Raw genomic sequence first — 13,349 nt, 5'->3', positions numbered from 1 at the left:
AGTATTCAATCCATCAAAACTCGCAAGTGTGATGTCACACTGTTCAAGCAATAATTTTGTTATGTTTGGTTAGAGGACTATCATCTGTAGATCGTGCATGTATTTACAGTATGTTATTTATATAATCTTCCTCATAATCGATTATGCTCTCAGTTCCTTCATATAACTGTCATTATATGAAGTCATCTAAGTTTTCATTAACTTCAATCTATTTTAGATCTTTAGTAGAAAATTATACATGTTAGATATCTATCAACATACTCAAAGTTGAAGAAAACTCGTATGTTTATTTATTAATAAAACTTGTTAGAGAAGCATTTATTAGTTATGGAATGAAAAAAAACATTGTGGATTTTGAAACCGAATATTTAATAATAGGTAGTGGAATTGCAGGTTATAACGCTCTAAAAGAGATAATAAATAGCAAACCTAATTCAAAAGTTACCATGATAACAGCAGATAAATACTACCCATATGATAGGCCTCCATTATCAAAAGACTATTTGAAAGGAAAAATGCAAATGGAGGAGTTATTTTTCGAGCCAGAAGAATTTTATAAAAGAGAAAATTTAAAGATAATATTAAATATTCCAGTAAATAAGATAAATACAAAAGATAAAGTTATAGAAATTAATGGTGATTATATAAAATTCAAAAAGGCTTTGATAGCTACAGGAGGTAGGCCCAGAAAACTAAACTTACCTGGAGAAAACATGGATAAAGTGTTTTATCTTAGGACTTTAGGAGATTGTAATAATATTAAAGATGCTATTAAAAATGCTAGTACTGCTACAATTATTGGTGGAGGCTTTATAGGTGTTGAAGTTGCATCGAGTCTTATAACGCTGGGCGTTAAAACAACTATTATCGAGGCTTTACCATATATATGGAGCAGTTTCGTAGATGAGAAAATCTCAAGGTTCATGCAGCAGTATCTTGAAAATAATGGCATTACATTTATTTTAAATGATAGTGGAAAGGAAATAATTAATAAAGGAAATAAAAGAGTCCTAGTAACTAATTCTGGAAAAAACATTGAGAGCGACATAATATTAATTGCTGTAGGTATAGTCCCAAATACCGAAATAGCTCAACAAAGTGGTATTGAGGTAAGTAATGGCATTTTGGTTAATGAATATCTAGAAACAAACCAGAAAGATATATACGCTGCAGGAGATGTTGCAAACATCTTAGATCCAGTAAGTAAAAAGAGAAAAAGAATTGAGCACTGGAATAACGCAGAATACACTGGTAAATTAGCAGCAAAGAATATGATGGATGAAAATCAAAAATATAATTTCATATCGTCGGTGTGGTCAGATATTTTTGATTTACACATAGAATCTGCAGGTGAAACTAGGGAATATGATGAGTACATTATAAGAGGAAAGTTAGAATTACAGAAACCATCTTTCTCCATCATCTATGTAAAGGGTGGATTAATTAAAGGTTATTTAGCAATAAACAGAAAGTCTGTTGAGCTATTAGCATTAAACAAGTTAATCCTAAATAATGTTGACGTTTCTAAGAAACAGAAAGAGATAGAAGACCTTACTTTTAACTTGAATAAACTGTTATGATTAGAACTGGTTCGAAAAACCCTTTTATTTTCATAAAGTTTAAGATTCTTTAATGAAACCAACTCCGCAAGAACCTAGATTACCCACAAGAGATGAGTACTACGATTTAGAAAATAGACTAGAATGGACGCCAAAATATGTATCGGAAGAAGAACTATTCCCAGTAGATATGACGGGAGTCCCTAACTTACCAATAGACGTTTGGGCAGAACTATACGATGCTCCTTATAAAGTAACTTATAGGGAGTACGTTAAGAATCAAAAAGAAAAAGACCAAAAAGTATTTTCAGTAAGAGATGCTGGTATTCGTGCCGAATTAGTTAAAAAATTAGATTCAACATATCATCAAGGAGCATTCTGCTTCCATATAACTGCAGTACCAATACCAGAATATACGGCAGCAATTGCAGAAATAAGAATGGCCAGATTTGCTAAAGCGGGGGAATGGAGGAACCTAGCTACATTTGGTTCGATGGATGAAGTAAGACATGCACAACTACAGATATTATTATCTCATGATAATGTAACAGTAAATCCAAAATTTGCATTCGCTCATAAAATGTTCTGGACAGATGGCTGGTTACCTATTGCAGCAAGATCATTTTTTGATGACACAATAACAGGCACTACAGCAATAGAGTTTGCGTTATTGACAACTTTTGCGTTTGAAACCGGATTTACAAACTTACAATTTATAGCTTATGCTGCAATGGCTAACAAAGCTAATGATTTCGTGTTTTCTACCGCTACACAAAGCATTCAGACAGATGAATCAAGACATGCTCAAATCGGGCATCCTGTGTTAAAGACATTTACAGATGTTACTAAACTATCTGAAGAATTACAAAAGAAAGTTTGATTTTTTTATCCTTCATAACTTAAAACAAGTTTTAGATTATTACTTTTAAGCTTGATATTCAATCAATTCCTATGAAGTTACGAGAGCACTACTCTATCGTAACTGGGAAATCTACATATACAGATGATATTACTTTTCCAAACATGTTATATTATTGAAGTTAGCATAAATGAAGCGATTTCGGAATATGTCTGTACTTTATGTCTTATTCCGTTACATCACGTACTGCCCTTATTAACCATATAAGATATACTAATCATCCCTTACATTGCATGATATGTAAGAAGAAATCTAGCAATTATAATGCGTTACTTGATCATATTTGCAAAAAGCATAATATCTGCATAAGTTAGGTGATTTCATGGATAGAACCAGATTAATGTGGCTCATCATCATATTTGGAAATATTGTAGATGTTATTATATCATGGTTTGGTTGGCCTACGGTAAGGGCGGAGTAGTTCACCAATCTTAATAATGTAACAATAAGCTAAAGTCGAGGCCAGTGATTTTAACTCTTTTAAAAAGATATTTATTATTCCTAAGATATACTATTATAATATATGTTATTAGATTTAGAATCTAAGGATGAAGATTTACAGTTAGTTTTATCATCATTTTCAGAGGCTATTGCAAGATTTAAAGGAAGAGACGAGATTTCGCTCTTTAATGAGCTAAAGAATATAGGAGTTTTCGATTTTATAAAAAATACATCTACTGTTAATTCTCTGTTAATTCAAGAATTTATTGGAGAGAGTCTATTACCATCAATTGTATCTACGTCAGCATTACTAGGATCAGATGTTCCAGCTACTTTAGGAGTGAAGTATTTTCCTGATGCTGATAAAGCTGAAATAATAGTGACTCCCGAAGGTATGATAAGCAGAGATAAAGTTAAATTAATTGAAGTTGAATCTCCTGATCCTTCAGTTAAAATGTTTAAATTAAGCGATGTATCTCTTTCTTCCAGCGAATATAATTTCGATAACGCAAAATTTTTTGCTTCAGCTCAAATTATTGGGCATGGTATTGCTTGCATGAAAAGTGCTATTAATTATTCAAATTCTAGAATAGCTTTTGGCAAACCCATAGGTTCATACGAGGCTATAAAACACAAAATAGTTGATGATACTATAGGTTTAGAATTAGTTAGATCTAGATATCTTACTGGAGAAAGAAGTAACGTGTTTGATCATGCGTTTAGAAAGGCTTTTAGAGCGATATTAGATTCTATACAGATTCATGGAGGAATGGGCTTCACAGCAGATTTAGATCTTCATTTGCATTTAAAAAGAATTTTGCTTTTGGATAAAGCATTAAGCTAATCCTCTTTTTTATTACATAAAATTTCCATCTTTAATTTCATAACTTCTTCTTTATTCTGATTAAGTGTAGTTAAATTCAAGTAAATTCTTCCGTCTTTTTGTCTTTCCTTTTTGTCAGCAACTTCTACTATAACTTTAAGAGTATCTCCAATTTTTACTGCCTTTTTAGCTTCAATTTCTACTTTGGTTAATGCTACAAATCCTTCTCCGAAAGGATCTGTAGATAATTGATATGCTAAACCTACTGCGAATGATGCAGTTAGTAAACCAGGTAAAATTCTTGACCCGAATCTGGTTTTCTTTCCGTACTCTTCGTCAAGAAATAATGGGTTTAAAGCTCCAGTTAATCCAGTAAACAGTACTACGTCTGCTTCTGTTACTGTTCTACCTTTTGTTTCCCATTTTTGTCCAATTTGAAAATCTTCAAAATACATTTTTAATCACTTCGGAAGTTTTAGTGCTCTCTCGCCTATAAGATTTCTTAATATTTCTGATGTACCTCCAGCTATTGTTCTACCTCTAGATGATAGCATTCCTAAATACCACTTTTCTTCCATAATTTTCTCTAGGTCATTATTTGTAATAGCAATTTCGTAAATTTTTTGTAATAGTTCTGAAGAAACTAGCTTTAGTATTGCTCCTTCTACGTCTATATCTTCTCCGTTTCTTAACTTAATTAGAATTCTTTTATAGAAAGCTTCTAAGCCTTGTAAATCATCTATTAAATTCTGATCTTTAAGTCCTAATTTATCAATTACTATTTTTGATGCGAATAACATAGTTATTCCCAAAAAGAATCTTTCATGATTAAGAACAGTCATAGCAACTTTCCATCCTTCTCCAATTTTTCCTATTATGTTTTCCTTAGGTATTTTAACGTCAGTTAAGTATACTACGTTAAAATCACTTTTTCCAGTTATTTGATGAATTGGAGAAACTTTAATGCCTTCCTGTTTCATGTCTACTATAAACATAGTTAATCCATGATACTTATCTTCTCCAGTCCTTGCAAGTAAAATCATACGATCAGCTACATGAGCATAACTACTCCAAATCTTCTGTCCATTTACAATAAAATAATCTCCTTTTTCCTCGGCTTTTGTTTTCACATTAGCTAAATCTGATCCTGCATTAGGTTCAGAAAATCCTTGACACCAAATATCTTCTGCTGATAAAATTCTTCTCAAATATTTTCTTTTTTGATCTTCATTTCCATGCTTTAAAATAGCTGGAGCTACTACCATAAGACCTATAGATCCTAAACTTCGACCATATGGTAATCCAGCCTTTAGAAATTCCTCATAAGCTATAACTTCATAAATGGGATCTAATCCCTGACCTCCATATTCTTTTGGCCAAGTAATTCCTAGATATCCTGCTTCGTACAATTTTCTTTGCCATTCTCTTATTTGATCATAGTTATTACTTTCTACTGTATCAAAAAGTACTTTTCTTTCTAACTCAGGAGAACGATTTTTATCTATCCACTCTTTTAGTTTTTGCCGATATTCTTCCTCTGATATCATATTAATTAGTTTGATTTGAAAATATTAAAACATTCGGTATAATGTCTTATATACTTGTTCGAAAAGGTAGAGATGTTTAGTGCTGATTAAATATACTGACAAGATAATCTATTGCTGAATAATACTTTTTTAAACTTTTTTAATTTTTATTTATTAAAATATTAGATTATTATTTTAAAATATAAAAAACTGAAAAAGAGTTTAAATATGTAGAATTCATAATTATAATTGATAGAGATGGTAAAAGTAATAGTATCAATTAAACAAGTGCCAGATGCTGACGATCTAAGAGTAGATCCAGTAACTAATACTTTAGTAAGAGAAGGAGTACCTGCAGTAATAAATCCTCCAGATCTACACGCAATAGAAGAAGGAGTAAGAGTTAAAGAAAGATATGGGGGAGAAACCGCAGTAATTACAATGGGTCCACCACAAGCTGAACCATCATTAAGAGAAGCCTTAGCTATGGGTATTGATAAAGCCTATTTAATAACTGATAGAGCTCTGGCCGGAGCAGATACTTGGGCCACTTCTTACACTCTTTTCAAAGCTATCAAAAAAATTGGAGAAGCTGATCTATACATTTTTGGTAGAAGAGCAGTAGACGGTGAAACAGAACAAGTAGGTCCACAGACTGCAAAATGGTTAGGAATACCTATAGTAGGTTATGTAAGCGAGATAAAGAAGATTGATATGCAAAATCATTCAATAACAGTAGTGAGAACAACTGAATTTGATGAGGAAACTGTAGAAGTTCCATTACCTGCAGTTATTACTGTAAACGAAACGATAAACAAGCCTAGACAGCCAGACATTATGAGCATAATAAATTCAAAATTAGCTAAAATAATTAAATTAAATAAAGACGATATAAATGCAGAACCGAATAAAATAGGGCTAGCTGGTTCTCCGACAAAAGTTATAAAAGTTCACCCTCCACCAAAGACAAGAAATCCAGAAATATTTCAAGGTAAAGATCCTAAAGAAGCTGCAGATTGGATAATTGAAAAAATTAAAACATCGTTATTAACAAAAGAAGAGAATACAACATATCAAAAACCTTCTCCAATAACAAAAGTTAACGGAGAAATATGGGTTTATGTAGATCATATTTCAGGAGAGCCAAATGAAGCGTCTTGGGAGATTATGGGAGAAGCAAGAAGAATAGCCGATTTGATGTCTACAAGCTTATCTGCAGTAATAATAGGAGCTGATCTAGCTAAGGAAGCATTTTCTTACGGTGCGGATAAAGTATATCAAGTGAAGACTTCAATGAAAAGATATGATAATGATGTTTATACTAGAGCATTATCTTCCTTAGCTAAGAAATATAAACCTGAGGCAATATTCTTCCCTGGCACTAAAAATTCCAGAGAATTAGCTTCTACTTCAGCTATAGAAATCGACACAGGATTGATAGCTGATTGTACTAGCTTTGATGTAGATTCAAAAGGAATACTTAACTCTACTAGACCAGATTTTGGAGGAAAGGAAATGTCTACAATAATATGCCCTACCAGTAGACCAGTTATGGTTACAGTTAGAGCAGGAGTGTTTAAACCATTACCTAAGGCAGAGAGAAAAGGAGAGCTAGTAGAAGAAACTGTAGACGACGAATTTTCTAGGTATAATGTTTTAGAGTATAAAAAAATAGAGAAGAAAAACGAATTAACTGAAGCTGACGTAGTTATAGGAGTAGGAAGAGGAATAAAAAGTCCAGAAAACATAAAGCTAGCCGAAGAATTAGCTTCAGTCATAGGTGGCGTTGTAGGAGTTACAAAGCCGTTAGCTGATATGGGTTGGTATCCAAAGGATAAGCAAGTAGGACAGACAGGAAATACTATTAGACCAAAATTATATATTGCATTAGGAATTTCTGGAGCAGTTCAGCATCTAGTAGGAATATCTGGATCTAAGAGAATTATTGCAATAAATCTAGATCCAGGAGCTCCAATATTTCAGAATTGTGACTATGGTATTGTAGGAGATCTTTTTGAAATAGTTCCAGAAATAATTAAGAGGTGGAGTAAATGAAGTTTGACGTAATTGTAATAGGTGCAGGTCCGGCTGGTAGTGCAGCTTCTCTATTAGCTTCAAAAGCTGGACTTAAAGTGCTTACAATAGAAAGAGGACCAGAACCTGGTTCAAAAAATGTGTCTGGAGCAATGATAAGAGTATCAGAAATAGCTAAAGTATTTGATACTAGCAATTTACCAGCGGAAAGAGAAGTTAAAAAAATCAAACTAATGCTATCATCTAAAAATGGCGATGTAAGCGTAGAAGCATCTCCTCTTACTAAGTTAGTTACAGTTTCAAGATTGAAATTTGATAAATTCTTATGGCAACAAGCTGAAAATAATAAAGCTTTACTAATTCCTAAAACTACAGCACTGGGAATAGAGAAAGATTCTTCTTCATACAAAGTAATTACAGATAGAGGAGAAATAGAAGGAGATAAAATAGTACTGGCAGAAGGAGTAAATTCTCTATTGTCAATGAAATTAGGATTAAGGCCAGAATTATCGCCAGAAAGTACAGTTCAGGCAATAAAGGAAGTTTACAGCCTAAATAAGGAAGAAGTAAGTAAGAGATTAAATCTTTCATCAGATGATGGATTAGCCTGGAGAGTTATATCAAATTCTCCTGTTCCTTATGCTGGATTCCTATATACGTATAAGGATTCAATATCAGTAGGAGTTGGAATACCAATGCAAGAATTGATAGAAAGAAAAATTAGACCATACGAAATTTTAGATGAATTTGAAAAGAAATTTGGAATAACAGAACTCGTAAAAGGTTCTTCTCTGAGAGAATATTCAGCTAAAATAATTCCAGAGGATGGATTTCCAAAATGGAGAGCTTGTAAAGAAGGCATTTATGCAGTAGGGGATTCAATAGGTTTAGTAAATCCTTTAGTATTTAATGGCATAGGTCCAGCTATAATTTCTGGTAGTATAGCAGGAACTGCAGTAACAGAATCTTGGAGCTGTCAAAAATACGTATCTGAATTATACAATTCAAGAGAAATCAAAGAAATAGCAAAATTAAGGCCAATAGAAAGCGAAATGCTAGGTAAGGGATATCTTTCTGTATATGATGACATGATTACTAACTTAATTGAATCGTGGATTTCTGGAGATTTATCAGAAGTAAGCCAATATAAGTCACAATTCCCATCTATGATTAAACATTTACTCATGTTATGGGGGAGTATGATATGAAAATAGAAGAAAAATTATATACTTTAAGATATAAAAGAGATGAAATTCCGCATTTGGAAATAAAAGATCAAATGACTTGCAAAAAATGTGAAGAAACATACGGAACTCCACAGCCATGCATTTCCGTCTGCCCTGCTAACGTATACTCATGGATAAATGGAAAGATAGTAGTATCTTACGAAAACTGTGTAGAGTGTGGTGCATGTAAAATTGCTTGCCCATTCAATAATATAATCTGGAAATATCCAAGATACGGATTAGGCATAGCATTAAGATACGGATAATTCATAAAACATGATGTATATTATTTTTAAGTATAGAAAGCAAGTAAGTATATAATGAATATAAAACAAATAATGACTAAAAATTTAGTTGTAATAGACGAATCTTCATCGATAAGGGATGCAGCATCAAAGATGAGAGAATATAACGTAAGTTCAGTAGTAATGAGAAAAGGAGATCAGATTACAGCTATCTTGACAGAGAGAGATATAACTAGAGCAGTAGCCATGGGAAAAAATTACAATGATCCAGCTTTAGATATAGCTACAACTAAAATATTGAGAATAGAGTCAGATAAGCCATTAATTGAAGCAATGGATATAATGGCATCTTATGGAGTAAGGCATTTAGTAGTTACTGAAAAAGGAAAAGATATAGGGATAATTTCAATGAGAGACGTAATGGGCACAATGTCCCTCTTGGAAGCAGAAGAGATGACTTATTGAATTAATCTTATTTTAAATCTTTTTTGTTCTTCTTATTTATATCCTTTATATTTCAATATATATCAGAATTTTCTACTGGTAATCTACATAATGGTAGTTTCTGTAGCGTCTGAAAATTAAGGCAATCCTCTCTATTAGAACTATCGTAAAATAAGTGTTGGAGTGCAGCCATGAAAATTAGCATGTAATACGAATTAAATTAAACTCTCTCTAATCCTCTTTTGATATTTTCCAACCGTACTTGATTAAAGGGAGTAACAACACTAGAAAACACCTTACCCTTCATGGCAATAAGTAAACTCAAACTATAATTAACCATACTAACACTCCTAGTAACAGCCTTAGTATCACGATTAAAACGAGCTAAACAACTTCTTACCATAGAATGATAACCCTCAACACGAAACGTATACCTCTTACCAACAACACGATCATCAAGAACTTGATAAACTTGATAATCATAAAAACTAACACCACCCTTAGGCAAACCCCAACAACCACCTCAAAGTACCATAACTCCTATTCCCAACAACAAAATAAGGAACACCATCAATCAAACAATTCCAAACCCACAAATCTTGCCTCTTTGAACTAACACGATAAAAAAAGTCCACTGCTCATCAAAAACCTTCTCTCCCACATAAAAATCCTTCATCAAGCCTCATATAAAACATATTAGTCGAGTTTGAGTTATACAAACCCGATCAGAATGAGGCCGGATCAAGCCTTGAGCCTTGAAGATCAATAAGAGTGAGATAAGCCTCAAGAGCCTTCTTCCTAATCAAGTGATAAACAGTGGGAACGTCTCTCACAAGAATATCTGAAATACCCCTCATACTCATATTGTGAGTATACATTTGTATTATCATTCTTTTTCATCTTTGCTTAGTCTAAGGTTCTCTCCTTGGTAGAATGTAGTGTTGCAAGATTTGCATTTGTATTTCTTTTTCCTCTTGATGATCCGTTTTTTATTACATTGTGTGATTTGCATTTGGGGCAAGTTACTGTTTGCGTTGTTGTTCTTTCTTTTCTCCTCTTTTTTATTTTTAGTTTGTTTATGTAGTAGTATGTTGTTGATTTTGGTAAGGGGAGTTGATTTATTGGTATTTCTAGTATTAATTGTGCTAGGGTTATCGTGTTCATTGTGATTGGCCACTATTCGTCTCATGGTAACCTAGCACAAGTGTTTTTAGCTAGGGTTTTATGTCGGGATTTTTGTATATACAACTTTATTAAGTTTTCATTTTTCTCGTATTACATACTAATTTTCATGGCTGCACTCCAACACTCACAATACTTTAATTAGATTCTTATATAAAAACCTTATCTTCCTTTCTATGTTTTTATTTTTCTTCACTTTAATTATTGATATTTCTATAAAAATAAAATTTGCTTAAAATTATATTTTATCTTCTTTTTCATGTTTTATAACTGGTGTTATTAGCGTTCCTAAACTACTTATACTTATCTCTACTACGTCTCTATGCTTAAGTCCTTTATCTCTTCCAGGAACTATAGCAGTTCCAGTAGTCAAAATAGTTCCATCTGGTATTGGATTATCCCTGATAATATACTCTATCTGTTCCTCAATCTTCCTTCTCATTTTGCTAGTATTAACACTACCCTCATAGAATACCTTACCTTCTCTTAGAATTCTCAACTTTATATCTAAATTATATGGATTCTTTACCTCATCTGGTGTAACTATGAAGGGTCCAAAAGCGCAGCAACCAGCATATATCTTAGACTGAGGTAAATAAAGTGGATTTTCAGCTTCTAGATCCCTAGCTGAAACATCATCCATTATAGTATAACCTAAAATCTTTCCATTAGAATCTATAACTACTGCCAATTCAGGCTCCGGTAAGGTCCATTCAGAGTCACTTCTCACAGCTATGGCTTCGCCATGACCAACACATCTATTTGGTGTTGCTTTGAAGAATATTTCTGGCCTTACTGCATCATAAACAGTGTCATATATTGTCTTACCTAATATTTTAGCCACGTTCTCTTCAGAATATCTTTCCCTAGCCATTTCATATGATATTCCAGATCCCCACACTTCTAAGGGATCTATTGGTTTAGTGATCTTAACGTCATTTACTTGAAAGTTCTTCAGTAACAGTTCATAATCTAATCCAACAACCTTATCTCCTAATACTTCCTTGTTTTCTGAGTATCTAATTAACGCTCTCACTGGATCTTCGTCTAGTCTTATTACAATATTATTTTCTAATATTGCATAACTTATGTAGTAACCTCTTTTTACAACTCTAAATATTTTCATCATGATAAAATCCTCTTAACATTTAATAAACTTGTTAGCAAACATGTTAGTATATCAAAATAAAAAACAGTCAGAACAAGATAGTAATTATGAAATCATATCAGGAGTTGGCGGATAAGTGGATTAAGGGTAATGGAGAGGAATACCTTGACATAAATCCTGCAGATAAGGATCATGTATTAGCTAAAATCAAATTGTACACTAAGGACAACGTTAAAGAGGCCATAAATAGAGCTGTGGCAAAGTTTGAAGAATGGGCCAAAACTCCCGCACCAAAGAGAGGTTCTATTTTACTTAAGGCTGGAGAATTGATGGAACAAGAGGCTCAAGAATTTGCGCTATTGATGACTCTTGAAGAGGGTAAGACACTTAAAGATAGCATATTTGAAGTAATGAGAAGCTATAATCTACTTAAATTCTATGGGGCTTTAGCCTTTAAGATCTCTGGAAAAACCTTGCCTTCAGCTGATCCTAATACAAGAATATTTACTTTGAAAGAACCTTTAGGTGTAGTAGCGTTAATTACCCCATGGAACTTCCCACTTTCAATACTTGTCTGGAAATTAGCCCCAGCATTAACTGCGGGTAATACTGTACTATTAAAACCTGCAACAAAAACACCATTATTAGTAGCTAAATTAGTTGAAGTGTTAAGCAAAGCTGGTTTACCGGAAGGTGTAGTGAATCTAGTAGTAGGGAAGGGAAGCGAAGTCGGTGATACTATAGTAACAGACGATAGTGTGGCTGCTGTTTCGTTTACTGGATCTACAGAGGTTGGACAAAGAATTTATAGGCTGGTAGGATCTAAAAAGAGAATGACCAGAATACAATTAGAATTAGGTGGAAAGAATGCACTTTATATTGATAAGAGCGCTGATTTAACACTAGCTGCAGAACTAGCAGTAAGGGGAGCTTTTGGATTAACAGGACAATCTTGTACGGCGACGAGTAGGTTGATAGTCCATAAGGATATCTATAGTCAGTTTAAGCAAAGACTTTTAGAGAGAGTTAAGAAGTGGAGAGTTGGACTAGGTACTGAAGATGTTGATATGGGTCCGGTAGTGGATGAATTTCAGTTTAAGAAAGATTTAGAATATATAGAATATGGGAAAAATGCAGGGGCTAAATTAATTTATGGTGGAAATACTATAAGTCGTAAAGGATATTTCCTAGAGCCTACTATATTTGAAGGAGTTACATCGGAAATAAGACTGTTCAAAGAAGAAATATTTGGGCCCATATTAAGTGTAACTGAGGCTAAGGATCTAGATGAGGCAATAAGATTAGTTAACGCTGTAGACTATGGTCATACTGCAGGTATAGTATCAACTGATATTAAAGCAATAAATGAATTTTTAGCTAGAGTTGAGGCTGGAGTAATAAAAGTTAATAAACCAACTGTAGGATTAGAACTTCAAGCACCTTTCGGTGGATTTAAGAATTCTGGTGCTACTACATGGAAAGAAATGGGAGAAGAAGCATTAGAATTCTACCTTAAAGAAAAGACAGTTTATGAGGGATGGTAACTGAAAGCATTAAAAATTCTTTTTTCCTAATCCTATTACATAGATCTAAGATAAAAGCAGTACTACTTTATGCTTCGGGTTTACTTTTAATATAATTATTTTCATGGCTGCACTCCAACACCCTCAAAAACTTTCTGCTTGGAATTGAAGACATGCCATGGTTATTCTTAAAAGCCCAAAATGGATAAAAATCTACAATAAAGTTTTCGTGAAACTTTCTTAACAATATCATCTATTAAAAAGCATAAATATTTTTGCCCTGCAATAATTAAACGTTGAAAATATCAGTGAAATCAAC

14 protein-coding genes are annotated in these 13,349 nt (G+C 33.0%); 9 read left to right on the top strand and 5 right to left on the bottom strand.

What is annotated here, in order from left to right:
- Nucleotides 1–332: 332 nt before the first annotated feature.
- From B6F84_RS00765 to B6F84_RS00750, 4 genes are all read left to right on the top strand, one after another.
- A complete protein-coding gene (locus B6F84_RS00765; protein WP_148690443.1) occupies nucleotides 333–1,580 on the top strand; it encodes an NAD(P)/FAD-dependent oxidoreductase in 1,248 nt (415 codons plus the stop codon).
- 52 nt (nucleotides 1,581–1,632) lie between these two features.
- Nucleotides 1,633–2,439 (top strand): ferritin family protein, encoded by an 807-nt coding sequence (locus B6F84_RS00760; protein ID WP_148690442.1) that lies wholly within the window; start codon nucleotides 1,633–1,635, stop codon nucleotides 2,437–2,439.
- Between the two features lie 200 nt (nucleotides 2,440–2,639).
- Entirely contained in the window at nucleotides 2,640–2,792 is a 153-nt protein-coding gene (locus tag B6F84_RS14245; RefSeq protein WP_420807164.1) for a C2H2-type zinc finger protein, read from the top strand.
- Between the two features lie 209 nt (nucleotides 2,793–3,001).
- Nucleotides 3,002–3,763 (top strand): acyl-CoA dehydrogenase family protein, encoded by a 762-nt coding sequence (locus B6F84_RS00750; RefSeq protein WP_148690441.1) that lies wholly within the window; start codon nucleotides 3,002–3,004, stop codon nucleotides 3,761–3,763.
- Here the strand turns inward: B6F84_RS00750 and B6F84_RS00745 are convergent.
- A complete protein-coding gene (locus B6F84_RS00745; protein WP_148690440.1) occupies nucleotides 3,760–4,197 on the bottom strand; it encodes a MaoC family dehydratase in 438 nt (145 codons plus the stop codon). The genes B6F84_RS00750 and B6F84_RS00745 overlap by 4 nt on opposite strands.
- Before the next feature lie 6 nt (nucleotides 4,198–4,203).
- Nucleotides 4,204–5,286, bottom strand: a complete 1,083-nt coding sequence (locus tag B6F84_RS00740; RefSeq protein ID WP_148692789.1) for an acyl-CoA dehydrogenase family protein — start codon at nucleotides 5,284–5,286, stop codon at nucleotides 4,204–4,206.
- Between the two features lie 240 nt (nucleotides 5,287–5,526).
- Here B6F84_RS00740 and B6F84_RS00735 point away from each other — a divergent pair, with 240 nt between their 5' ends.
- From B6F84_RS00735 to B6F84_RS00720, 4 genes are read left to right on the top strand one after another with little or no spacing between them, the layout of a single operon-like run.
- Nucleotides 5,527–7,323 carry an FAD-binding protein gene (locus tag B6F84_RS00735; RefSeq protein WP_420807167.1) on the top strand — a complete coding sequence of 599 codons (1,797 nt, stop codon included), beginning with the start codon at nucleotides 5,527–5,529 and terminating at the stop codon, nucleotides 7,321–7,323.
- Nucleotides 7,320–8,510, top strand: coding sequence for an NAD(P)/FAD-dependent oxidoreductase (locus B6F84_RS00730; RefSeq protein ID WP_148690439.1), 1,191 nt, complete (start codon nucleotides 7,320–7,322; stop codon nucleotides 8,508–8,510). The genes B6F84_RS00735 and B6F84_RS00730 overlap by 4 nt, the downstream gene beginning before the upstream one ends.
- A complete protein-coding gene (locus tag B6F84_RS00725) occupies nucleotides 8,507–8,794 on the top strand; it encodes a ferredoxin family protein (RefSeq protein WP_148690438.1) in 288 nt (95 codons plus the stop codon). Before B6F84_RS00730 ends, B6F84_RS00725 begins: the two co-directional genes overlap by 4 nt.
- 54 nt (nucleotides 8,795–8,848) lie before the next feature.
- Complete coding sequence (locus B6F84_RS00720; protein WP_148690437.1) at nucleotides 8,849–9,238, top strand: CBS domain-containing protein; 390 nt, start codon at nucleotides 8,849–8,851, stop codon at nucleotides 9,236–9,238.
- A gap of 199 nt (nucleotides 9,239–9,437) precedes the next feature.
- Here B6F84_RS00720 and B6F84_RS14240 read toward each other — a convergent pair whose 3' ends face one another.
- The 3 genes from B6F84_RS14240 to B6F84_RS00710 all read right to left on the bottom strand — a co-directional run bounded on the left by B6F84_RS14240 (nucleotide 9,438) and on the right by B6F84_RS00710 (nucleotide 11,528).
- Nucleotides 9,438–9,725: a hypothetical protein gene (locus B6F84_RS14240; RefSeq protein ID WP_420807163.1), complete on the bottom strand. Its 288-nt coding sequence runs from the start codon at nucleotides 9,723–9,725 to the stop codon at nucleotides 9,438–9,440.
- Nucleotides 9,726–10,123: 398 nt separating this feature from the next.
- Nucleotides 10,124–10,381: a hypothetical protein gene (locus B6F84_RS14235; protein WP_420807162.1), complete on the bottom strand. Its 258-nt coding sequence runs from the start codon at nucleotides 10,379–10,381 to the stop codon at nucleotides 10,124–10,126.
- A gap of 256 nt (nucleotides 10,382–10,637) precedes the next feature.
- Nucleotides 10,638–11,528: a fumarylacetoacetate hydrolase family protein gene (locus tag B6F84_RS00710; RefSeq protein ID WP_148690436.1), complete on the bottom strand. Its 891-nt coding sequence runs from the start codon at nucleotides 11,526–11,528 to the stop codon at nucleotides 10,638–10,640.
- Nucleotides 11,529–11,614: 86 nt separating this feature from the next.
- Here B6F84_RS00710 and B6F84_RS00705 point away from each other — a divergent pair, with 86 nt between their 5' ends.
- Entirely contained in the window at nucleotides 11,615–13,051 is a 1,437-nt protein-coding gene (locus tag B6F84_RS00705; protein ID WP_148690435.1) for an aldehyde dehydrogenase family protein, read from the top strand.
- Nucleotides 13,052–13,349 lie beyond the last annotated feature (298 nt).

The organism is Acidianus manzaensis, from assembly GCF_002116695.1.
Classification (GTDB): domain Archaea; phylum Thermoproteota; class Thermoprotei_A; order Sulfolobales; family Sulfolobaceae; genus Acidianus; species Acidianus manzaensis.
The sequence above is the reverse complement of the archived record's forward strand: the minus strand, read 5'-3'. Positions and strand labels throughout refer to the sequence as shown.

Bases quoted from the DNA above. Each gene is read 5' to 3' on its own strand.
- B6F84_RS00765 (WP_148690443.1), top strand. From the start codon at position 333: ATGAAAAAAAACATTGTGGATTTTGAAACCGAATATTTAATAATAGGT.
- B6F84_RS00760 (WP_148690442.1), top strand. From the start codon at position 1,633: ATGAAACCAACTCCGCAAGAACCTAGATTACCCACAAGAGATGAGTAC.
- B6F84_RS14245 (WP_420807164.1), top strand. From the start codon at position 2,640: ATGTCTTATTCCGTTACATCACGTACTGCCCTTATTAACCATATAAGA.
- B6F84_RS00750 (WP_148690441.1), top strand. From the start codon at position 3,002: ATGTTATTAGATTTAGAATCTAAGGATGAAGATTTACAGTTAGTTTTA.
- B6F84_RS00745 (WP_148690440.1), bottom strand. From the start codon at position 4,197: ATGTATTTTGAAGATTTTCAAATTGGACAAAAATGGGAAACAAAAGGT.
- B6F84_RS00735 (WP_420807167.1), top strand. From the start codon at position 5,527: ATGGTAAAAGTAATAGTATCAATTAAACAAGTGCCAGATGCTGACGAT.
- B6F84_RS00730 (WP_148690439.1), top strand. From the start codon at position 7,320: ATGAAGTTTGACGTAATTGTAATAGGTGCAGGTCCGGCTGGTAGTGCA.
- B6F84_RS00725 (WP_148690438.1), top strand. From the start codon at position 8,507: ATGAAAATAGAAGAAAAATTATATACTTTAAGATATAAAAGAGATGAA.
- B6F84_RS00720 (WP_148690437.1), top strand. From the start codon at position 8,849: ATGAATATAAAACAAATAATGACTAAAAATTTAGTTGTAATAGACGAA.
- B6F84_RS14235 (WP_420807162.1), bottom strand. From the start codon at position 10,381: ATGAACACGATAACCCTAGCACAATTAATACTAGAAATACCAATAAAT.
- B6F84_RS00710 (WP_148690436.1), bottom strand. From the start codon at position 11,528: ATGATGAAAATATTTAGAGTTGTAAAAAGAGGTTACTACATAAGTTAT.
- B6F84_RS00705 (WP_148690435.1), top strand. From the start codon at position 11,615: ATGAAATCATATCAGGAGTTGGCGGATAAGTGGATTAAGGGTAATGGA.